This window comes from uncultured Aquimarina sp. (assembly GCF_947492115.1).
GTDB lineage: Bacteria > Bacteroidota > Bacteroidia > Flavobacteriales > Flavobacteriaceae > Aquimarina.
On the sequence record NZ_CANLMM010000002.1, the window covers coordinates 704488 to 729870 of the forward strand.

Annotated in this window: 13 protein-coding genes; 11 read left to right on the plus strand and 2 right to left on the minus strand. The window is 36.0% G+C overall.

The features are described 5' to 3' along the window. Nucleotides 1–3: 3 nt before the first annotated feature. Both Q1A73_RS08325 and Q1A73_RS08330 read right to left on the minus strand, forming a co-directional pair. Nucleotides 4–7176 (minus strand): BspA family leucine-rich repeat surface protein, encoded by a 7173-nt coding sequence (locus tag Q1A73_RS08325; protein ID WP_299604112.1) that lies wholly within the window; start codon nt 7174–7176, stop codon nt 4–6. A gap of 246 nt (nt 7177–7422) precedes the next feature. Further along, the gene (locus tag Q1A73_RS08330) at nt 7423–9048 is read right to left on the minus strand and encodes an AraC family transcriptional regulator (RefSeq protein WP_299604114.1); all 1626 of its coding nucleotides are present in this window, start codon (nt 9046–9048) and stop codon (nt 7423–7425) included. A gap of 238 nt (nt 9049–9286) precedes the next feature. On the opposite strand from Q1A73_RS08330, the gene Q1A73_RS08335 reads away from it, so the two are divergent. From Q1A73_RS08335 to Q1A73_RS08385, 11 genes are all read left to right on the plus strand, one after another. Further along, nucleotides 9287–10801: an NADP-dependent isocitrate dehydrogenase gene (locus tag Q1A73_RS08335; RefSeq protein WP_299604117.1), complete on the plus strand. Its 1515-nt coding sequence runs from the start codon at nt 9287–9289 to the stop codon at nt 10799–10801. A 159-nt stretch (nt 10802–10960) separates the two neighbouring features. Further along, on the plus strand, nt 10961–11254 hold the full coding sequence (locus Q1A73_RS08340) for a hypothetical protein (protein WP_299604120.1): 294 nt from the start codon (nt 10961–10963) through the stop codon (nt 11252–11254). 313 nt (nt 11255–11567) lie between these two features. Continuing rightward, nucleotides 11568–12107 (plus strand): DUF427 domain-containing protein, encoded by a 540-nt coding sequence (locus tag Q1A73_RS08345; RefSeq protein ID WP_299604123.1) that lies wholly within the window; start codon nt 11568–11570, stop codon nt 12105–12107. Nucleotides 12108–12412: 305 nt separating this feature from the next. Beyond that, on the plus strand, nt 12413–13627 hold the full coding sequence (locus Q1A73_RS08350; RefSeq protein WP_298922814.1) for a site-specific integrase: 1215 nt from the start codon (nt 12413–12415) through the stop codon (nt 13625–13627). A 9-nt stretch (nt 13628–13636) separates the two neighbouring features. Beyond that, the gene (locus Q1A73_RS08355) at nt 13637–14881 is read left to right on the plus strand and encodes an SEC-C metal-binding domain-containing protein (protein ID WP_298922816.1); all 1245 of its coding nucleotides are present in this window, start codon (nt 13637–13639) and stop codon (nt 14879–14881) included. A 115-nt stretch (nt 14882–14996) separates the two neighbouring features. Then, nucleotides 14997–15416: a hypothetical protein gene (locus tag Q1A73_RS08360; protein WP_281987765.1), complete on the plus strand. Its 420-nt coding sequence runs from the start codon at nt 14997–14999 to the stop codon at nt 15414–15416. Nucleotides 15417–15536: 120 nt separating this feature from the next. Further along, nucleotides 15537–19283: an efflux RND transporter permease subunit gene (locus Q1A73_RS08365; protein WP_299604128.1), complete on the plus strand. Its 3747-nt coding sequence runs from the start codon at nt 15537–15539 to the stop codon at nt 19281–19283. Beyond that, on the plus strand, nt 19280–20497 hold the full coding sequence (locus Q1A73_RS08370) for a TolC family protein (RefSeq protein WP_281987768.1): 1218 nt from the start codon (nt 19280–19282) through the stop codon (nt 20495–20497). Before Q1A73_RS08365 ends, Q1A73_RS08370 begins: the two co-directional genes overlap by 4 nt. A gap of 20 nt (nt 20498–20517) precedes the next feature. Beyond that, nucleotides 20518–21033 carry a DUF3347 domain-containing protein gene (locus Q1A73_RS08375; RefSeq protein WP_281987770.1) on the plus strand — a complete coding sequence of 172 codons (516 nt, stop codon included), beginning with the start codon at nt 20518–20520 and terminating at the stop codon, nt 21031–21033. A gap of 7 nt (nt 21034–21040) precedes the next feature. Continuing rightward, a complete protein-coding gene (locus Q1A73_RS08380; RefSeq protein WP_281987772.1) occupies nt 21041–23542 on the plus strand; it encodes a heavy metal translocating P-type ATPase in 2502 nt (833 codons plus the stop codon). Between the two features lie 24 nt (nt 23543–23566). Then, on the plus strand, nt 23567–25339 hold the full coding sequence (locus Q1A73_RS08385; protein ID WP_299604133.1) for an efflux RND transporter periplasmic adaptor subunit: 1773 nt from the start codon (nt 23567–23569) through the stop codon (nt 25337–25339). Nucleotides 25340–25383: the final 44 nt, after the last annotated feature.

Genomic DNA, 25383 nt, shown 5'->3' on the forward strand with positions numbered 1-25383 from the left:
AGTCTATCGTTTTAAAACTAAAAAGCCTTTTAGTTTTTTAAGTGAATTAGGGTTAGCAATACGAATGTTGAAAAAATATGTTCCTTCTGGTAGTTCGCCACCTCCAAGATTTGTTAACCTGTTTGCTGTCCCTCTAAAAACCCTTGAAGTATTATTATATCCTGAAATTTCAAATACCATATCTCCCCAACGGTTGTATATAGAAACAACATTTTCAGGATAATTTTCTATCCCGTCTATTTCCCAAAACTCATTAATACCATCACCGTCTGGCGAAAATCCATATTTAGTATCGTCTTCAATAGCTACTACGAGTGTCTCAGTAATAAAACTCTGCTCGGCACAGCCTATAGCATCACCTACAGTATTGTAAGGAATGATGGTTACGAATATTTCTGTAGCCTCTGGCAAATCTTCTGGCAATTCATATGTTGTTGCATTACCAACGTCTTCATTATTTATAATATCAGCTCCTCCAGAAGTAGTTCCAACAGAAATAAGATACCCTGTTGCATCAGTCGCGGTATTCCAACTTAGGTCTGTAGCAATGGAAACATCAGTAGCTCCATTTAATGGAGAAGATAAACTGGTACAACCTGGAATAGTTGCTAAAGTTTCGGTAGTAAAATTCTCTTCGGTACAGCCCGTAGCATCTCCCACAGCATTATAAGGAATGATAGTTACAAATATCTGGGTGTTTTCGGGCAAATCAGTTGGAACATCATATGTTGTTACATTACCAACATCCAAATTATTTACAATATCACTTCCATTCGATGTAGTTCCAACAACTAATCTATAACCTGTAGCATCTGGAACAGCATTCCAACTTAAGTCTGTAGTAATAAAAACATCAGTAGTTCCATTTAATGGAGAAGATAAACTGGTGCAACTTGGAATAATTGCTAAAGTTTCGGTAGTAAAACTTTCTTCGGTACAGCCAGTAGCATCTCCCAAAGCATTATAAGGAATGATGGTTACAAATATCTGAGTGTTTTCGGGCAAATCAGTTGGAACATCATATGTTATTACATTACCAACATCCAAATTATTTACGATATCGCTTCCACCAGATGTAGTTCCAACAATTAACCTATAACCTGTCGCATTAGCAACAGCATTCCAACTTAGATCTGTGGCAATAGAAACATCGGTAGCTCCATTTAATGGAGAAGATAAACTGGTACAACCTGGAATAGTTTCTAAAGTTTCGGTAGTAAAACTCTCTTCGGTACAGCCAGTAGCGTCGCCTACAACATTATAAGGAATGATAGTTACAAATATCTGGGTGTTTTCGGGCAAATCAGTTGGAACATCATATGTTATTACATTACCAACATCCAAATTATTTACGATATCGCTTCCACCTGATGTAGTTCCAACAATTAATCTATAACCTGTTGCATCTGTAACCGTATTCCAATTTAGATCCGTGGCAATGGAAACATCAGTAGCTCCATTTAATGGACTCGATAAATTGGTACAAACTGGAATGGTTGCCAAAGTTTCGGTAGTAAAATTCTCTTCGGTACAGCCAGTAGCGTCGCCTACAGCATTATAAGGAATGATAGTTACAAATATCTGGGTGTTTTCGGGCAAATCAGTTGGAACATCATATGTTATTACATTACCAACATCCAAATTATTTACGATATCGCTTCCTCCCGATGTAGTTCCAATAATTAATCTATAACCTGTTGCATCCGCAACAACATTCCAACTTAGGTCTGTGGCAATGGAAACATCAGTAGCTCCATTTAATGGAGAAGATAAATTGGTACAACCTGGAATGGTTGCCAAAGTTTCGGTAGTAAAACTTTCTTCGGTACAGCCAGTAGCATCACCAAAACCATTGTAAGGAATGATAGTCACATATATTTCTGTAGTTTCAGGCAAATCTGCTGGTAAATCGTATGTTGTCGTATTACCAACATCCAAATTATTTACGATATCGCTTCCACCCGATGTAGTTCCAACAGTTAACCTATAACCATCTGTATTCGAACTACTATTCCAGGTAAGGTTTGTCGTTAATAAAACATCAATAGCTCCATTAAGAGGATCTGTAAGAGTTGTACAACTCGGAGGATCATTTAATGTAGAGTCTCCAGTTCTAAAACTTTCTTCAGTACAAGCTACTGCATCTCCCACAGCATTATACGGAATAATCGTAACATAAAACGTTCTATTTTCAATAAGGTCAAAAGGAAAATCATAGGTAGTTGTATTACCGACATCAATGCTATTGGCAATTTCAATACCTCCTTGAGTAGTCCCAACTGAAACTAAATAACCATTTGCTCCATCTACACTACTCCAACTTAAATTGGTGTCTATGGGGACATTTGTAGCACCGTTTAATGGGTCTGAAATAGTTGTACAAGAAGGCACAACTGGAATTAATTCTGTTGTAAAACTTTCTTCCACACATCCTGCAGCATTTCCTTCTTCATTGTAAGGGGTTATCGACACAAAAATCTCAGTATCCTCTGGTAAATCCGTTGGTAAATCATAGGTGGTAATATTACCAACATCTTGATTATTGATAATATCGTTTCCTCCAGAAGTTGTTCCAACTGTAATCAAATAACCATCTGCATCTGGAATAGCATCCCACGAAAGATTAGTATCAATGACTATATCAGCACTTCCATTTACAGGATCTACTAATGAAGTACATTCTGGTACGGATGCAACATCTGTAGATAAACTAAATGATTCGGAAACACAACCTGTTGCAACTCCTTCATCATTTCTGGGTTCTATCAAAACAGTCACACTAGTGGAGCCTACTAATGCATTAGCTGCAAATTCATAAGATGTAGTAGTTACAGTTTCAGTAATAACTGTGCCACTTGGTTGTAAAGTAATCGTAAGATCATAAGATGTTGCATATAGCACAGATTCCCATACCAAATTAGTATTTACAGGCACATCTACATCACCATTTTCTGGAGAAATAAGTTGTGTACACACTGGTATGGGACAATCAAGAATATCATCTGTAAAAATCCATCCATAATTATCGATCATGGATTGTCTTTGGGCTATACTTTCACAATAGAGTAAGGTCTCTGCACCGAGATTAATCCCTGGAGTTAGTGATTGCTCTGACCAAGAAATCAAAGTATTATCATAATTTTCTCTAGATAAGGCTGTATTATCAAGCATTTCTTGCATATTGCTCACATTACTCACATTCCAATCTCCTAAGAATTGATCAAAGATCGTTGCATCCTCAAACATCGATCGCATACTTACGTTCCCAATAATCCACATATTCATTTCCTGATTATAACTGGAAGCATTTCGAAACATATAATCCATATTTTCAACTCCACTTACTCTCCAATTGTTCAGAAGTTGATTAAAAGAAGTAGCACCGTCAAACATAGATTCCATGGTATTTACACCTCTAACATTCCAACTACTTATATTTTCATTGAAAGCCGTTGCATTACGGAACATCCCTTCCATTGTTGTAACCGAAGCAACATTCCATGAGTCCATTCCTTGGTTATAACTTATTGCATCTCGAAACATTTCTTCCATGGTAGTGACAAAAGAAACATTCCATGCATCAATATTTTGATTAAAGGCAACTGCTCCACTAAACATTTCCTGTGTGTTCTGCAATTCTCCTGTATTCCAGGAATTTAAAGGTTCATTAAAAGTTATAGCATCCTGAAACATCGATTGCATATTCGTAACTACGCCAACATTCCAAGAATTAATATTTTGATTAAACACGGAAGCTCCTTCAAACATAGAATTCATTATGGTTACAGAACTTACATCCCAATTATCTAAGGGTTGGTTGAACAGCAAAGTATCCTCAAACATCGAAGTCATATTTGCTACAGCACTAACATTCCAGGTATTTAAAGGTTGATTAAAAACATCTGCTCCTTGGAACATACTTGACATATCCACTACAGAATTAACATCCCAATTATCTAAGGGTTCATTAAACACATCTGCATTACTAAACATGGCACGCATAGTAGTTACATTTGTAACATTCCAACCATTGATATTTTGGTTAAATGAGGACGAACGTGAAAACATACTGCTCATAATTACGGCTCCAGAAACATCCCAATTATCTAGTGGTTGATTAAAAGCCGTAGCATTATAAAACATCCTATCCATAGAAGTCACATTTGCTACATTCCAAGAATTTAAAGGTTGATTGAATACAGTAGCGCTATCAAACATATCATTCATATTGGTTACACTACTTACATCCCAATTATCAATGTTTTGATTAAAAACAGCGGCGCTATCAAACATTTCTTCCATGGTAGTAACATTACTTACATCCCAGTTATCTAATGGTTGATTAAATGCATTTGTATCCTGAAACATTTCGGACATGTCCGTTACGTTACTAACATCCCAGTTATTTAAAGGTTGATCAAAAGCTTCAGCTCCTTCAAACATCCTTGATGTGTTCAGCAGATTTGATGTGTTCCAATTATTAATGTTTTGATTAAAAATTTCTGTTCTAAAAAACATTAAAGCCATATTAGTAACATTACTTACATTCCAATTGTCCAAAGGTTGGTTATATAGATCTGTTACTCCAAACATAGCAGACATATTGGTTACATTACTAACATCCCAATTATTGATATTTCCATTAAAATTTCTACATACAATAAACATGGAACTCATACTAGTAACATTGGAAAGATCAGGAATATCTGTAGCATTGTATTCCATGTTTTCGCAACCTGCAAATGCACTTTGCATACTTTCCCAAACTTGAGTTCCCCATTGATCAATGGAAAGTAATTTTATGGAATCACTATTAAACTCTGCATGTCTAATAGAAGGAAAAGTACCAATAATACTTACTGTATAAATTCCAGGTACTAAATAAGTATGTATAATTTCTCCTGTTACATTATTATCATATTGTCCATCTCCCCAATCTATTGAATAATTATATGCTAATCCAGAAGTAGTTTGAATTCTCAATTGGTTCGTTGGTGTAGACTGATTTGCTTCCTGAATTCTGGTGTCATAAGTCAATTTAAAAGCATCAGGGCTATTAACCCAACTTTCAACTACGGTAAAACTAATTTCAGGGCATCCTGTTGCTGGTCCATCATCATTATAAGGTACTACAGTTACATATACCGTATCTCCTGGAGTGAATTCATTGGTAAAATCCAATCCTACCACATTACCAAAATCTTGATTGTCATAAATCATTTGGGTGGTTCCACCATTTTCTCTTCGTAAACTAACTCTATATCCTGTAGCATTTGGTGCTGGATCCCATCGAATATCGGAATTAGCAGGTACATTGGTATCCCCATCCACTGGAGAAGTGATTTGAGTACAGAGTACAAATGTACAATTCACACTATCGCCAGTTATATTCCAATTATGAGTATCTATTAAATCTTGTCTAGCATCTCTTCCATCACAATACTCAAGATTAGTAGCACCCAAGTTTACATTACTTTGAACTGCCTGAGCGGCCCAACCTATTAAAATATTATCATAATTCTCTTGAGAAATTCCACTATTAGACAACATATTTGTCATATTAGTAGCGGTCATAATATTCCAAACCGATAAATTTTGATTAAAGCTTGAAGCACTAGAAAATGTTTCTCGAAAATTAGAAACCAAACCAACATCCCATGTATCTAATGGTTGGTTGAAAGCAGGTGCTCCTTGGAACATATTACTCATATTACTAACTAAAGAAACAGTCCAATTATTTATGGGCTGATTAAATTCGCAAAAGCGAAACATACCACTCATATTTGTAACATTAGAAACATTCCAATTATCTAGTGGTTGATTGAATGGATGTAAAAGATCTGACCTGACACCACTAAACATTCCAGACATATCGGTAACGCTACTCACATTCCAAGCATTGATTGGTTGATTATAGCTAGAGGATCTGAACATCTCGGACATATTGGTAACATTACTCACATCCCAATTGTCAATTGGCTGTGCAAACGCAATCGCACTATCAAACATGTTACTCATATCAGTCACCGCACTCACATTCCAATTGTCAAGCGATTGATTAAATGAGTCAGCTCTTTCAAACATCCCACTCATATTAGTCACATTAGATACGTTCCAATTATTAATAGATTGATTAAAGAACTCACATTCTCTAAACATTTCCTGCATATTGGTTACATTACCAACATCCCAATTATCTAGAGGCTGATTGAAATCCATACCAATAAAACCATAAAACATCCTTGTCATATCAGTTACATTACTCACATTCCAATTATTCAGAGGTTGATTAAAATCTCTGGCATCATCAAACATGCGAGCCATAGTGGTAACATTAGATACATTCCAGTTATTCAAAGGTTGATTAAAATCATTAGCATCTTGAAATGTACTATTCATAGTAGCTACCTGACTTACATCCCAATTATTAATATTTTGATTGAATCTACCAGCAGCAGCAAATGTGCTAGACAATGTAGTTACCGAAGCTGTATTCCAGTTGTCTAAAGGTTCATTAAAGGAATTTGCTCCCAAAAAAGTTTCAGACAAGTCTGTTACTGAAATTGTATTCCAGTTATCTAACGGTCTATTAAAAATACGAGCACCTGCAAAAAGACCAGACATATCTGCGATGGTACTTACATCCCAATTGTTTACAATTCCGTTAAACGAAATACAGTCTCTAAACATGTTTTTTAAACTTGTCACTCTAGATAAATCAGGAGCATCAATCGCATCAAAATTTAAGTTTTCACAACCATGAAAAGCGTCCTCCATAGTTTGCCACTCGATAATTCCCCACTCCAAGATTTCAATGATTTTTCTCCTATCTCCACCATCATTAAAATATATTGCAGGAAAATCCCCGCTTATTTTTACAGTATAGGTGCCAGCCGTGGCATAGGTATGGGTTATATCTCCCGTAATATTCGTATCTGTAGATCCATCTCCCCAATCCACTATATAATTATAAGTAAATCCAGGATTCGTAGGAATTGTGATTTCATTATCTGCAGAAGTACCTTCTTGCGTAGTATCCCAAATAGAAGTAAACTCTCCAACGAATGCTGTCAAGTCTAACTCACTAGGATTCCTATTAGAAAAACTAAATAAAATTGTACTAATAAATATGCCGCATACATACAATAAGATACGTTGGTGTATTTTTTTAATCATATATAAGATCTATTTTCCCTTGTTTATACATTGAAAAAATCCGTGTTCATAGAAATTCTTCAGTTGATTTAAACAAAACTAGCTGGTGTGTACTTTTCTATCAACCTTGAAAACCACTGTTTTTAGATTTCCTTAACATAGTTGTGCATTCATAAAAGATCACCTCTAAAAATGTTCATTTCAAAACTAGCTATAAATGTTTGGGAAGAGGTTTCAAATTATAATTTGAAACGTGTAAATAGTCCTTTAAGCACTCTTTTTCCTGTATTCAGAAGGTGTTACTCCTACAAGGTTCTTAAATGCTCTATTAAAAGAAGTCTTGCTTTTAAAACCTGCTTCATAGCCAATGGCTACAATTTTATACTCCTCGTAAATTGGGTTTTTCATTAATTCTTTAACCTCATTTATTCTGTATAGATTCAAAAAATTATTAAAATTCTTTTGAAAGCAAGCATTTAAAACTTCAGAAACCTGCGGTATATTCATCTCTAGAGCTGTTGCAAAATCTGATTGTTTTAGATCTTCATTGAGATAGGGTTTTTCTTCTTCCATATATCTCAGGATTCTTTCCGCATACACGTTTCTATCTTCAATACTCAATGAAGAATTTTGATATTTATTGGAAGTATTAGAGGCACTTGTTTCAAGTTCTTGATTTTGTTCTCGAATCCTAATTTCATTCAACTTATCTCTTAGACTTTGATTTTCATTTTCCAAAAGTTCTTTATCCTTTGCTAGACTTTCGGATTCCTTTTTTAGTACAACCTTTCGTTTATAAAAATACACCCAAATACCCAAGGCTATTAAAAGGATTATTAGGGCGCCAAAAAATAGTGCCCTTTTATTCCTGCTTTCCAAAACCTCTTTTTCCTCTGCGAATTGTATTTCTTGCTCTTCCAAATCTCTTTCAGCAATAATACGTTTCCCTTCAGAAAGACTATTTAGATACTCATCTTTAACTTCCTCATACTTTTTATATGCATTGATACTTTTTTGCAATTCTTCCTGTAATTCGTATGCTTTTGCCAAATACTTATTTGAATACATTGTCAACCTTAAAAAACTATTCTCAGTTGCAATTCTTTCCACTTGCAAAAGGTTATCGATTGCTTTTTCAGATTCTTTCAATCCTACATGTGCTACACCAAGATGTAAATAAGAATTCGCCTTACTTTCTATAGATTCCTCTTTAGTTATTAATGCTAAAGCTTCCGTAGCATTTTGTTTTGCTTTCTCATATTTCTTTAGCTTTGTGTAACAATCTGCGATATTATTAAGTGCTATAATCTTCATGTCATTTCTAGCCAATGCTGTCGCAAAACTATCTACCTTTTTAGCATACACTAAGGATTCTTCATAATTCTTTTGATGCATGGCTGTAATCCCCAAAGCATTATATGATGCAATCAAAACACGTTCTGGATTATCATGCTGTTTTGCTAATCGTATTACTTTTTTAAAAGTTTCAGAAGCCTTATCGTATTGAGAAAGGTTATTATAAATATTTCCCAAATTAGCTAAAACAATGATCTTGGTTTTAGAGTTTTCGGGTAACTCTTTTGCCTTATCCAAAGCAACCAGATACTTCTTCAGAGATTCGTGATATACATCCAAATTGCTATAATAAATTCCTTGACCTACAATAGCCAAAATCTCATCCTCCAAAAAACCGTAATCTTCCGTTATTTGTTGTAATGAGTCTACGTATTTTTTATACAATTCAAAATTACCTTTTCTATAGGTGGCTTGGGAGACTTGTTGAAGATCTCTTATCTTCTTAAGTGCTACAGAATCTTTATGAGAAGATTGAGCTAGTAAACCGGTATAAAAAATGGAAATAAAAAATAAAAGAAATACTCTAGAAGGATACATAGTAATCAATTGGGATCGTACGTTAAGTTAGTTAAAACTTTACCAATTAACGAAACTAAATATAGAAATAAGTTGAATCAACCCTGAAAACCACTATTGTTCATTAATTCCCATCAAACAGGCAAGAACTAATGAGAAAACATTTTTTTATAAATTATATTTATTTAATTCATAATATATATAAATAAAAATTTATGAATAATTATCTAGATATTTGTACTGGATAAAAATTAATTATATGAAAAACAATATATTAACTCAAGAGATCTCGAAAACAGATATTAATAAAACTATCAAAGTAGCGGTTGCTAAAGGAGATGGTATTGGACCAGAAATAATGGCTGCTACACTAGATATTCTTGATAAAGCTGGAGCTAAAATTGAACCAGAATTTATTGAATTAGGGGAAAAAGTCTATTTATCTGGAAATTCTGCAGGTATAGATAACAAGTCCTGGGAAATCATTAATAGAAATAAACTTATTCTAAAAGCTCCAATAACTACCCCACAAGGTAAAGGGTTTAAAAGTCTAAATGTTACTCTTAGGAAATCATTAGGATTATATGCAAATGTACGACCCGTAAATTCTTTTTATCCATTTGTAAAAACCCATTTCCCTCAAATGGATGTTGTTATCATAAGAGAAAATGAAGAAGATTTATATGCTGGAATAGAGCACCAACAAACTGAAGATGTTGTGCAATGTCTTAAGTTAATAACAAAACCTGGATGTGAACGTATTATTAGATATGCCTTTGAGTATGCAAAAGCATATAACAGAAAAAAGGTTACTTGTATGGTTAAGGATAACATCATGAAATTAACCGATGGACTGTTTCATCGTGTGTTTAAAGAAATATCTTTAGACTATCCTGATATACAATCTGAAACTCAAATAATCGATATAGGATCCGCAAAACTTGCTGCCAATCCAGAGAACTATGATGTAATTGTAACCTCTAATCTGTATGGAGATATCATTTCTGATATTGCTGCAGAAATTGCCGGGTCTGTTGGACTAGCAGGTTCTGCTAATATTGGAGATAATATAGCCATGTTTGAAGCCATACATGGTTCGGCACCAGATATTGCGGGACAACAAATTGCCAATCCCTCTGGACTTATAAATGCAGCAATTCTTATGTTAGCGCATATTGGAGAATTAAAAATTGCCGACAAAATAAAAAATGCCTTGTTATCAACTATAGAAGCAGGATACCATACGGCAGACATCTATCAACAAGACTCAAGTTATAAGAAAGTATCCACTCGAGAGTTCGCAAATGAAATAATATCACGACTAGGACAAAAGCCTAAAAAATTAGCTCCAAGCAAAATTAATAAAGGATCAGGAATAATCAGGACGTTTGCCTACAAACGTAAGAAATCCAAAAAAGAACTCGTGGGAGTTGATGTATTCATTGATTGGCAAGGTTCTGACCCCAAAAAAATCGGTGATATGTTATCTGAAATTCAAGCTTACAAGTTAAAACTTAAGATGATTACAAATCGTGGAGTGAAGGTATATCCAAATGGTATGGAAGAAACCTACTGTACGGATCATTGGAGATGTAGGTTTGTTGCCTATGATTCTGACATAAAAAAAGCGATTCCATCTTATAATTGTATTGACCAAGAACAAATAATCGCACTTTTATCCAAACTTAACAATCAAGAGTTTGATGTTATAAAAACGGAAAACCTCTATGAATTTGATGGAAAAAGAGGTTTCTCTCTAGGTCAAGGAGAGTAGTAAGATATTTCATATTAAAACATATACATTCATAAAAGGCACTATACATTGCAAAAGAATAATTAAAAAATGAATAAGTGCCTTTTTCATTGTTATGAATCCAAAACAACATTGTCTATTATCTTCCAAAAACAACTAGTTACACCAACCTATTTACCTATGAATTCCATGTATAACAATATAAAATTGGTAGAAGGAATTTATTCTCCTATCAACTCTGCAGATGTGCTTTTATCTCTTATTGCTGATAAAATCAAATTTCACAACTTACAAATCCTTAGTTCAAAAAACGAAGATGACCCGAATGTAATTCATGCAAAAAAGAGAATAGCAGAACTAAAAGAATCCAGAAAACTCATAACCAATTTAATAATCCATGCGCGTGATCAAAATTTTCATATGAAAATTGACGGAACTGTAAATATTGAGTTGTTTAAACCAATGAAAACCTGATTTACTAAACCTCATCCTTTAATCAAATAAATATTTATTTTAAGAGCCTATAGATTTAAATTCAATAAAACTCAATATTTGTAATTTTAATCTTTATGGAACCTTAACGTAGGATTTATCTACTTTAGATTTAATTACTCTGCCGCAACTATTCTGTTAAAAGCATTTCTCATCAAATAGTTCTATGGACGTTTGTGATGCTAAATCTTATAAAACTTCCATATCTAAATTATGAATGATAAAAATGCCTGCAAGTTTTGTAACTTCATAGAATGTTTCGGTAATCTAGAATTAAAAACTTCATAAAACAACTATGAATTGGTTAGACAATGCGCGTAATCATTGGAAAAATAGAGGTGACAAAAGGCCTCCTTTCGCAATAGAACCTAAAAAAGGACAAAGATCTGTTTGGGATTTTCCTAGACCACCCATTATTGAAAAAGTCAATAAACCAGTACTAGTCAAAGATGAAGATAGCATAATTGTGGATTCAAAAAATGCATTGGCAGTATTAGAAACCGCAAGTCCTCCTACATATTACATTCCAAAATCGGATGTGAATATATCTACTTTGATCCTGATGCAAGCCAAAACTTCTTTTTGTGAGTGGAAAGGAAAGGCAATATACTATGCTTTACGCACCAATCCTCATCAATCAATAGCCTGGTCATATCCTAAACCATTTCCTGAATTTACCTTATTAAAAGACCTTATCGCGTTCTATCCACAAGATCTACAATGCTTTGTCGATGGGAATTTAGTAAAAGCTCAAAACAGTAAATTTTATGCAGGATGGATCACACCAGATGTGGTTGGACCTTTTAAAGGCGAACCTGGAACCGAAGGATGGTAATTCATAAAATGGAATAACTATTTTTAATCTAAAAGCCAAACCAAAAAGATTAATAATAAAAAAAGCCTTCAGAATTAAATCCTAAAGGCCTTTGTACTCAAGGTGGGAATCGAACCCACACTCCCGAAAGAACTGGATTTTGAATCCAGCGAATTTGATATCAAATTCAATTAATACATATTATAATCAACTGTTTATAAGTTATTTAATATTTTATAATCTCATTTGATATGGTTTAAAATCAATATTTGTTGTACCTATGTTGTACCAAAAATGATTATATTTATACCCTAAATATCAAGGGTATGGCATCAAATGCAAAAATTGTGGTTAGGAAAAAAGTCAATAAGGAAGGACTATACCCATTGGCAATACGAATTACTAAAAATCGGAAATCCACATATCACTATATAGGGCATTACGTTGATTTAAAGGATTGGGACCAAAATAAATCTCGTGTAAAAAAATCCAATGCCAATTCCGTAAGATTAAATAATTTGTTAGGCACGAAATTATTAGAGGTCAATAAGGCACTTGTGGATTTGCAGTCTGAAAAAAAGGACTATTCAGCAAATCAGATTAAAGAGTCTCTATACTCCGAATCTAAATCAAGTAATTTTTACGAAGTTGCAAATGATTTTCTTTTTGAACTTGAAGCAAATAATAAACTTGCCCAACTCTCTGCGGATAAAGTCCGTGTAAATCACGTCATAAACTTTAATAAATCTAAACAATTAACCTTTCCTGAAATTGACGAGCAGTTTTTGAGAAAATTTAAAATCTATCTGAAAAAAGAGTTTAATCTCTCAGAGAGGTCAATTGTAAATAACTTCGTCGTTATAAGAACCATTTATAATAGAGCGATAAAAATGGGCTTAGTAGATAGAAAGCTCTACCCATTTGGTTCTGATAAAATTAGAATTAAGTTTCCAGAAACTGAAAAAATAGGTCTTAATAAGCAAGATATAATAGCATTCGAAACCGTAAAAAACCTAACTGATAGTGAAACTCACGCTCGCAACGTTTGGTTGTTTAGCTTTTATTTTGCCGGTATTAGGGCTGCTGATGTTCTCGGAATAAGATGGTCTGATATTTATGACGAAAGATTGCATTATAGAATGAATAAAAATTCAAAATTACTTTCTCTCAAAATTCCTGAAAAGGCATTATTAATCTTAGACTATTATAGGGATGCAAAGCGAGGTGACGAAGATTTCGTTTTCCCAGAGTTGAAAAAAGCTGACCTTAAAAATGCCAAGGATGTTTATGCCAAGACCAAAACGGCCACAAAAAAATTCAACAAATACCTTGTTGAAGTTGCCAGGAAAGCAAAAGTTAAAAAGAAAGTGACTATGCATATAGCACGTCACAGCTTTGGAAATCTATCCGAAGACAAAATCCCAATTAAAATGCTTCAAAAACTCTACCGACATAGTGACCTTAAAACAACCATAAGCTACCAAGCCAACTTTATTCATAAAGATGCTGATGATGCTTTAGATAGTGTTATCAACTTTTAAAATAAAACTATGTCAATACCAATAGTACTCGACAAATCAACTTTTCAAGGGCTTAACTATAAAGATATTATTGAACTTCATAAATATTATATCGTCAATGTTACGCCCTTGTTGGTTTCAGAGATTTTGGGTGACCTTGCGAAAGAAGAAAAAGAAGGTAAGAAACCACCCAAAGACCAAGTTACAGATTTGGCAAAAAAAATGTTTCCGTATAACGCCTATGTTAATATAGAATATAAATTGCTGGTTGAAAAATCTTTAACTGGTGAATTTATAACTGCCCATAACAGACCATTTCTAAGCGCTCAAAAATCTATAAATACACCTACGAAAAAAGGGATGACTTTCGTTGAGACAGAAGAAGAGCTATCCATAAAGCGATGGAAAAGAGGTGAGTTCGACACTATGGATGAAATTATTGCCGATGTATGGCGAACAGAATCCAAGGATGAAACTGTGCTTAAAACATTCAAAGAAAAATTTGGCCATCTTAAAGACATCAAAATAAGAGACCACAAGCCTTCAAATGAAGAAAAGTTTTTAAGTTTAAAGGAAAGGTTGAAAGAACGCCTCTACATCGAAATTGAGCCAGTTGATACTTTAAATCTTGTGATGGAATATTTTGACATAAATCCTGATTTAAGAAATTCTATTGAATCCAGATGGAAAAATGAATCGCATCCAGACTTACAGAGTTTGGCAGGTTATGCAATCTATTGTTATGAAGTGGTCTGTCTATACTATATTGGAATTAATAATTCGTTATGCGGTGAGCGATTGACAAATCTTTTGGATTTGGAATACTTGTTTTATGCACCATTTGCAAGAGTATTCAGTACCAACGACAAATTTCTAAGAAATTTGTTTTTTGCGGTAGAACCTAACGATACATTCTTTGTCACATTACCAGAATTAAAAGAAGATTTCAAAAAATTTCAAGCCTTAAATAAGGAAAGTGAAGTATTTAATGAACCACCTAATAAAGATTCAGAAACGTATCGAATTTGGGATAGTGTTTTCAATATGGAACTTACCCGAAGACTTAAACCTTCCGCAACGGAAATAAAAAGAAAAGAAGCTGAGTTAGAAGAAATTCTCAATATTGCCGAAACTGGAAAGGAAGGTAATTTTGAAGGGGAACCAGATTTTGTTACAAAAGAAACTTTTATATCTCCAGATGACCCTTGTCCTTGTAAAAGTGGAATTGCTTTCAAAGATTGTCACTTAGCTAAGGCTCAAAACAGGACCAACTAATTGTGAATAATATTGATAGAATTATTTAGATATAAAGCTTGGAAAAGCTGTGTTTCCAAAATTAAAGTTCTGTTAATCCCAATAAAAACTGTTAAATTTTTGTAATTTTGCATTAATGAAAAAGGTTTTCCATAAGATATTATCTGTTTTGATGGCTTTTGTAGTTTTGCTTACTACAATGTCCTTTACAGTTGATATGCACTATTGTGGGGATTCTTTAGTTGACTTCTCTATTTTTACGGAAGCAGAAAGCTGTGGTATGGAAAAAGCACAGCCTACTGAGAGTTGTGACAATCCTTCAATGACTGAAAAAGATTGTTGTACTGACCAACAACTTGTAAAAGAAGGCAACCAAGATTTAAAAATATCTTTTGATAAGCTAACATTTGAGCAACAAACTTTTGTTGCTTCATTCTTCTTCACATATATAAATCTCTTTGAAGGTCTTGACGAAAACATCGTTACTTTCAAGGATTACTCGCCCCCTTTTATTGAACGGGATGTACAAACCCTGTACGAGACATATTTAATTTGATTTTTAGACAGTAACCTTTTCGCCCTGCGGTATTTCCGTTTTTGGGCTCGTTTTGTTGTGTTCTTTTTTCAGAATCACATCATAACCAACTTTTGTATAACTGTCTAATTATCATTCTATATGCTCAATAAAAGCATAAAATTTTTAATCGAAAACAAACTCGTTGCAGTACTGATGCTCGCTCTATTTGTGGGTTGGGGTATTGTTAATGCACCCTTTGGTTGGGAAACGGGCGTTCTGCCAAGCAACCCTGTGGCCGTAGATGCCATACCCGATACTGGCGAAAATCAGCAAATCGTTTTTACCAAATGGCAAGGGCGTTCGCCTCAGGATATTGAAGACCAAATTACCTATCCGCTTACAACTTCCTTATTAGGAATACCAGGGGTAAAAACCATTAGAAGCTCCTCAATGTTTGGATTTTCGAGCATCTATATCATTTTTGAAGAAGATATAGAATTCTATTGGTCACGAAGTCGAATTCTTGAAAAACTCAACTCACTTCCAAGTGGGCTATTACCCGATGGTGTAAACCCAGCTTTAGGGCCTGATGCAACGGGGTTAGGTCAGATTTTCTGGTACACACTAGAAGGTCGTGATAAAGATGGCAATGTTACAGGTGGATGGGACTTACAGGAACTTCGTAGCATTCAAGACTATTACGTAAAATATGCGCTTTCATCGGCAAGCGGTGTTTCAGAAGTTGCTTCTATTGGTGGTTATGTTCAGGAATATCAAGTGGACGTAAATCCTGAATTGATGCGCCAGTATAACATTGGGCTGACTGATATTGTAAAAGCTGTTAAACACAGTAATCAAGACATCGGTGCTCAGACGTTGGAAATGAACCAAGCCGAATATCTGGTTCGTGGTCTAGGCTATGTAAAGTCGATTGCCGATATCGAAAATGCAGTTGTTACCTCTAAAGAATTCACGTCTATTAGAATAAAGGACGTTGGCAAAGTCCATTTAGGACCAGCTACACGACGTGGTATTCTTGATAAAGAAGGCGCGGAAGTTGTCGGCGGTGTGGTTGTGGCTCGATACGGTGCAAACCCTATGGAAGTCATTAATAACGTAAAAGACCAAATCAATGGTTTAAGTGCTGGACTACCTTCTAAAGTACTAGCAGATGGCCGCACATCACAAGTTACCATAGTTCCTTTCTATGACCGTACCGAACTCATTCAGGAAACCTTGGGAACACTCAATGAAGCTTTAACCTTGGAAATTCTGATTACCATTCTTGTCATTATCATAATGGTATTTAATCTTAGAGCTTCTATTTTAATTTCAGGATTATTACCAGTTGCAGTATTGATGGTCTTTGTCGCGATGAAATTATTTAATGTAGATGCAAACATCGTTGCACTTTCAGGAATTGCAATAGCCATTGGTACAATGGTAGATGTAGGGGTAATTCTTTCTGAAAATATCATTAGACACTTAGATGTAGAAAGTACAGATGCCCAAGGAAATAAATTACCGATAAACACAGTAGTTTACAATGCGACCACGGAAGTTTCGGGTGCTATCCTTACAGCTGTACTTACAACCATTATTAGTTTTATCCCAGTATTTACAATGGTAGGTGCTGAAGGCAAGCTGTTCCGTCCATTAGCCTTTACGAAAACAATGGCACTTACAGCATCCATTATAGTCGCCCTATTTTTAATTCCGCCATTTGCCGCTTTTCTATTTCGAAAGAAGAGCCTGAAAAACCCGTTTAGATATATCCTTAATATTTCTCTGATTGTTGCAGGGATAATTGCGTTGATTTATGGATACTGGCTTGGTCTAATATTGATTGCATTTGGTGCTTCTGGAATAATCAGTTTACAAGGTAGGCTGACAGAAAAGAAAGCAAATCTAGTAAACATCATTATTTCATCTGTAGCTATCGTTTTCTTGCTGGCTGAATATTGGCGTCCGTTAGGGTTTGACCGAAGTATAGTGATGAACCTAATTTTTGTCAGTATAGTTTGCTTTAGTCTACTGGGTACATTTTGGGTTTTCCGTCGTTATTATACACGAATCTTAAGATGGGCTCTACGCAATAAATTTCTATTCCTTTCCGTACCTACGGCCATCATCATTTTTGGTGTTTTGATTATGAGAAATACAGGCAAAGAATTTATGCCATCGCTCAATGAAGGTTCATTCTTGTTGATGCCTACTTCTCTACCGCACGCAGGGGTGGAAGAAAACAAACGAATTTTACAACAATTGGATATGGCAGTTGCCACTATTCCTGAAATAAAAACGGTCGTTGGTAAGTCAGGACGAACGGAATCTGCCCTTGACCCTGCACCCCTATCGATGTATGAAAATGTGATTCAGTACAAGTCCGAGTATATGATGGACTCAAGAGGAAAACATCAACGTTACAAAGTCAATGATGATGGTCTTTTTGTTCTCAAAAATGACAAACTAATTATCAATCCTAATAATGAAATAAAGAAAGGTGCAGACTACAAAACATCCCAATTACAAACAACTGTTACAAGGAATGAGTTGATTCCTGATGATGATGGTGAGTACTATCGAAACTGGCGACCTGAAATTGAAAATCCAGATGATATCTGGAATGAAATTGTACGAGTAACGAAGTTACCTGGTATCACTTCGGCACCAAAGTTACAGCCCATTGAAACTAGATTAGTGATGTTGCAGACAGGAATGCGTGCACCGATGGGCATCAAAGTCAAAGGCCAGAATTTGAGTGAAATCGAAGATTTCGGTCTTCAGCTCGAAGCTATTTTGAAACAAGCGGAAGGTGTTAAAGAGCAAGCTGTTTTCGCTGACCGTATCGTTGGGAAACCTTATTTACTCATTGACATTAAACGAGAACAACTTGCACGGTATGGTATTTCAGTAATGAACGTGCAGGAAATATTGCAAGTAGCGGTGGGCGGAATACCTTTGACACAAACCGTTGAAGGTCGGGAACGCTATGCTGTGCGTGTACGCTACCCCCGGGAACTGCGTGAAAATCCAACGGATTTAAAAAATATTTATGTGCCTGTCGAAAAAGGAAGCCCTGTACCACTTGGCGAATTGGTAGATATACGTTATGAGCAAGGACCGCAGGTCATAAAAAGTGAAGATACTTTTTTAGTGGGTTATGTCCTTTTTGATAAACTTGATGGCTTTGCTGAAGTAGATGTGGTTGAAAATGCCCAGGCATTAATAAAGAACAAAATCGATAGTGGCGAATTGACAGTACCAAAAGGTATCAACTATCAATTTACAGGAACGTATGAAAATCAGTTACGAGCAGAAGAAACTTTATCTGTGGTTGTTCCATTGGCACTCGCTATCATATTTTTAATTCTCTATTTCCAATTCCGTTCAGTTGCTACTTCGCTAATGGTATTTACGGGTATTGCCGTTGCCTTTGCAGGTGGTTTCCTAATGATATGGTTCTATGGTCAAGACTGGTTCTTAAACTTCAACTTCTTTGGTGAAAACCTGCGGGATTTGTTCCAGATGCACACCATCAATCTGAGTGTGGCTGTTTGGGTTGGGTTCATTGCGCTATTCGGTATTGCTACCGATGATGGCGTTGTAATGGCAACTTACCTTACACAAACGTTTGACCGAAACACCCCTGAGAATAAAAAAGGAATACGTGATTCCATAGTAGAAGCTGGTGAAAAACGAATCCGCCCCTGCCTAATGACCACAGCAACAACCATATTGGCATTACTACCAATTTTGACTTCAACGGGTCGTGGAAGTGATATTATGATACCAATGGCCATACCAAGTTTTGGTGGAATGCTCATAGCATTGATTACGCTTTTTGTAGTTCCTGTCCTGTTCAGTATGAAAAAAGAATTCCAATTAAAACGAGCTAGCAAATGAAAAATATAATAATCATAATATGCCTTTTGCTTGTTTCCGCTTTCGCGAAAGCACAAGAACTGCAATCCTACATTAAAGAAGCAGAGGCGAACAATCCAGATATCCAAGCGTATGAATTGCGGTATAACATTGCCCAAGAAAAGGTAAATGAGGTCAATACATTGCCCAACACCACAATTAGTGCAGGATATTTTTTAAGTGAACCAGAAACCAGAACGGGTGCGCAACGTGCTCGATTTTCCGTATCTCAAATGTTGCCGTGGTTCGGTACTATAACGGCAAGAGAAAATTACGCCAGCTCAATGGCGGAAACTGATTTTGTGGAAATCGCCATTGCGAAACGAAAACTAGCACTCTCGGTCGCCCAATCGTATTACAGTTTGTATGCTAATAAAGCTAAGCAGGATGTATTGGACGAGAATATTCAGTTACTGAAAACCTACGAACGGTTGGCATTGACATCAGTAGAAGTTGGTAAAGCCTCTGCTGTGGATGTTCTGCGATTGCAGATTCGCCAAAACGAACTACAACAACAAAAAGAAGTTTTGCAAGAAGGATATCTCGCAGAACAGACTGTATTTAATAATCTACTGAACCGTAAGGAAAGTATTGGTGTAGAAGTCGTCACAGAAATGACAATTCCAATGGAAGACCCTGTTTTTAGTAAAGAAGGATTGACCCTCAATCCTGAACTACTGAAATACGACAAGCTCTACGAATCCATCGAACAGTCTGAACTTTTGAATCAAAAAGAGAGTGCGCCAAATATTGGGTTTGGGTTAGACTATGTGCCAGTTGCAGAACGGCCAGAAATGAACTTTAGTGATAACGGAAAGGATATTGTAATGCCAATGGTTACGCTTTCTATTCCCATTTTCAATAATAAGTACAACTCGGTTTCCAAACAGAATCAGTTGAGACAAAAGGAAATCGAACTGCAAAAAGATGAGCGGTTAAATACGTTAGAAACCGCTTTCGCACAAGCAAAATCCCAACGAAATCAAGCACGGATTAAATTCAATATACAGGAAAGAAATCTCAAACAGGCAAAGGATGCAGAAGAAATTCTGTTAAAAAATTATGAGACCGGCACTATAGATTTTAATGACGTGCTTGACATACAAGAATTACAATTGAAATTTCAAACCAATCAAATAGAATCGGTGCGGATGTACTATACGCAATCGGCAATTATCAATTACTTAATAAATTAATTATTTAAAAAATGACAGATATGAAGACACAATTCAGAACAACAGTATTTCTACTTGCAATGGTAAGTTTTATTTCTTGCAAGAATGAACCTAAAAATCAAAACAACACATCAAGTTCCAAAGATGAAGTTGCCAAAACAACCAAATTAACCTTCAATGATGATAATGTTGACAAACAATTTCAGCACTATATCCACTTGAAAACCGCATTAGTAAACTCAGATGTCAACGAAGCCCAATCTGGGGCAAAAATGCTAATGGATAATACAGATGACGCAGATTTAAAAGGGATACTCTATAAAATTTCAGAAACAAATGATATTGAGATACAACGTACTTTATTTTCTGATGTTACCGAAAAGATGACTTCCGTTGTAGAAAAATCTATTTCAAATGGCGAAGTATATAAGCAGTTCTGTCCAATGGCCTTTAACAATAAAGGTGGGTATTGGCTATCTAAAGATGAAGAAATTCGCAATCCCTATTATGGGAATAAGATGCTAAAATGTGGTCGCATTTCTGAAACTATTAAATAGATAGCAAATGAAACACACCTATCACATCCACGGAATGACCTGCAACGGTTGCAAAACTCACGTCGATAAAACACTTTCCAATGTGGAAGGTGTGACTAACGTATCCGTAGATTTGGAAAAAGCTGAAGCGGTCATCGAAATGGAATCCCATATTCCCATCGAGAAGTTTCAGGAAGCTTTGAAGCAAGATGGTGGTTCGTACAGTATTCAGACTCTAGGCGAACATCATAAGGTTGTAGATAAAAAAGAGAAAGCAGCAAAAGGGCAAGGAACGGGAACGTTCTACTGCCCGATGCATTGCGAAGGCGATAAGACCTATGACAAGCCAGGTGACTGCCCTGTTTGTGGAATGGATTTGGTTGAAGAACAAAGTTTATCTACTTCAAGTGAGCAATGGACGTGTCCAATGCACCCAGAGATTGTGAAAGACGAAGCTGGCGCTTGTCCTATATGCGGAATGGATTTAGTGCCGATGCAACCAGACCTTTCTGCGGAAGAAAAGACCTATAAAAAGCTACTAAAGAAGTTTTGGATTTCAACTGCATTTACGTTACCAATTTTCTTAATCGCAATGAGCGAAGTATTGGCCAATAACCCATTGTACAATATATTGGAACAGAAATATTGGAATTGGATTCAGTTCGCATTATCAATTCCAGTAGTATTTTATGCTACTTGGATGTTTTTTGAAAGAGCCTATATAAGTATTAAGACTTGGAACCTCAATATGTTTACGCTAATAGGTATTGGTGCAGGTGTGGCGTGGTTATTTAGTGTATTTGGGATGATATTTCCTGATGTTTTTCCAGACCAGTTTAAGACCGCGGCTGATACTGTTCACGTTTATTTTGAAGCAGCTACGGTTATTCTAACATTGGTTCTTCTCGGACAGGTTTTAGAAGCTCGTGCACACAGTAAGACCAATTCCGCAGTAAAGGAACTTTTAAAACTCGCACCCAATAAAGCCATTAAGGTCGTTGATGGTGAAGAGATTGAAGTAGCTATTGACAAAATTGAACTTGGGGATATACTTCGTGTAAAACCTGGGGATAAAATTCCAGTAGATGGGGTAATCGTTGAAGGTGAAACTTCGGTAGATGAATCAATGATTACAGGCGAACCGATTCCAGTTAATAAAGCCGTAGAAGACAAAGTGAGTAGTGGAACGATAAATGGCAATCAATCTTTCCTAATGAAAGCTGAAAAAGTAGGGTCGGATACCTTGCTTTCCCAGATTATCCAAATGGTCAACGATGCCAGTCGTAGCCGTGCACCCATCCAAAAACTAGCAGATACGGTATCTGGATATTTTGTTCCAGTTGTGGTAATAATCGCTTTGATAACCTTTGGTGTTTGGGCGATATGGGGACCAGAACCAACCTATGTTTATGCTTTGGTCAATGCCATTGCCGTATTAATAATCGCTTGTCCTTGTGCTTTGGGACTTGCCACGCCTATGTCTGTTATGGTGGGTGTTGGTAAAGGCGCGCAAAATGGGGTGCTTATCAAAAATGCAGAGGCTCTTGAAAAAATGGACAAGGTAGATACGCTTATTGTCGATAAGACTGGAACGATAACTGAAGGAAAACCTACGGTGGAAAAAGCGGGTTCTTTTGATGACAAAAACTTTAGCCAAAGCGAAGTATTACAATATATCGTTTCCTTGAACAGCCAGAGTGAACACCCCTTGGCAGAAGCCACGGTCAAATATGGCAGGGAACAAAAAACCGAATTTCTAAAAGCGGATGGGTTCAACGCTGTTACTGGTAAAGGTGTTGAAGGCAATGTGAATGGAAAAAAGATTGCACTCGGTAATTCCAAAATGATGGAATATGCCAATGCTAAGCTTTCTGAAATGATGGAAAATGAAGCCCAGAACTATCAAAAACAAGGTAAAACAGTCTCGTATCTGGCAATTGATGAAAGCGTGGAAGGTTATGTTGTTATAGGTGATAAAATCAAGAAAACAAGCGCGAAGGCTATCAAAGAACTACAGGAAAAAGGCATTGCGGTAATAATGCTTACGGGCGATAATCACGATACCGCACAAGCTGTTGCTACAGAACTGAATCTTGCAGATTTTCAAGCAGGAATGCTACCAGAAAATAAGTTGCAGGAAGTCGAAAAATTACAGAAAAATGGTAACGTGGTGGCAATGGCAGGCGATGGTATCAATGATGCCCCTGCTTTAGCAAAAAGCGATGTGGGTATCGCAATGGGAACAGGAACTGATGTAGCTATAGAAAGTGCTGCTATTACGTTGGTTAAAGGTGATTTGCACGGTATAGTCAAAGCAAGGAATCTCAGTGATGTTGTGATGAAGAATATAAAGCAAAACTTATTCTTTGCGCTTATTTATAACACCTTGGGAATACCCGTTGCAGCGGGGTTACTTTATCCGTTCTTCGGAATTCTGCTTTCGCCGATGATAGCTGCCTTAGCGATGAGTTTTAGTTCTGTATCAGTGATAGTCAATGCCCTGAGATTACGTTCCAAAAAAATTGATTAGATATTTACTTAAAATCGAAAAATTATGAATAAAAACATTTTATACTTAGGTATTGCAGTTCTTGCAGGACTGCTTGGTGGCTGGCTAATATTTGGGAATTCAACCAACGATAACAAGGCTGATACACTCGAAACACACGACCATTCAGGCGAAAGTGCTGAACAAATGTGGACGTGTTCTATGCATCCACAAATTATGCAACCAGAACCAGGCGATTGCCCTATATGCGGAATGGATTTAATTCCAGCAGAATCAAGTGCGGATGGTCTAGCAATGAACGAAATAAAAATGACCAAAAATGCAATGGCATTGGCAAATGTTCAAACAACTATTGTAGGCAATGCAATGGCAGATAGCGAGAATATGATTTCCCTTTCAGGGAAAATCAAAATGAATGAGGAAGAAAACGCCATTCAAGCCAGCTATTTTGATGGTAGGATTGAACGACTTAATGTCAATTTTGAAGGTCAGGAAGTTAGAAAAGGGCAATTATTAGCCACCATTTATGCCCCTAATTTGGTAGCAGCTCAACAGGAATTGATTACCGCAGCTTCGCTCAAAGAATCACAACCCTCACTATACAAAGCGGTACGGAACAAACTAAAACTTTGGAAGCTTTCGGAAAGCCAAATCAATGGTATTGAGGAATCAAGAAAAGTTAGAGAAAACTTTCCTATATACGCAACCGTTAGCGGCACGGTATCAGAAAAAATAGCCTCTGAAGGCGATTACGTTAAGCAAGGGCAACCCATCGTTAAAGTGAGTAATCTAAATTCCGTCTGGGCAGAATTTGATGCCTATGAACATCAAATTTCAGAATTCAAGAAAGGACAAAAAATCAAGGTTACAACCAATGCTTATCCCAATACGGTATTTGATGCTACGGTTTCTTTCATAGACCCCGTTTTGAATACCCAGACAAGAACTGTAGTAGTACGAGCCAACTTAAGAAACAACAAAGGAATTTTTAAGCCAGGGATGTTTGTAAAAGGTAAAGTTCAGAGCGCATCAAATAAGGCCAAAGCCAGTCTTCAAATTCCTGCAAGCGCAGTAATGTGGACAGGCGAGCGTTCACTGGTTTACAAAAAGACCAATCCTAATGAACCCGTTTTTGAAATGCAAGAAATAACACTTGGTAATCGCGTTGGTGACACTTTTACAGTGGTATCTGGATTACAAGAAGGCGATGAAATAGTTACCAATGGAACGTTCACGGTAGATGCAGCTGCTCAATTACAAGGCAAAAAATCAATGATGAACAAATCAGGCGGAAAAACAATGACGGGTCACGAAGGTCATTTAGGAATACAAAATGGCACAGAAAATAAAAGCAATGTTACTTCAACTATGAAAATGAAATTTCAAAAAGTCGTCAAAGAGGTTTTCATAAAAAGTCTTGAGCCTTATTTAAAAATGAAAGACGCTTTTGTGGATAGCGATGTTTCAGCTGTTTCCACTTTTTCAAGAGCGATGTTGCAAGAAATACAATTGGTTCCAGAATCTGAGTTAGGGAAAATGGAAAAAACTCATTTCATAAAAATCAAACAAATGCTATCGTCAATTTCTGAAAATAATGATATAGAAAACCAACGAATTCATTTTGTTGAACTCAATCAGAATTTTGTGCCGATTATTAAGACCATAGAAGGTCTACAACAGCAGGTATACATTCAAAAATGTCCTATGGCGAATAACAACAAAGGGGCATTTTGGATGAGTGCGGATAAGGAAATTAGTAACCCCTATTACGGCGAACAAATGCTAACGTGTGGAAGCGTGATTGATTCTGTACAATAATGTAACTCACTTTTGCAACTCAGTTGCACGAAAAAAAATTTATC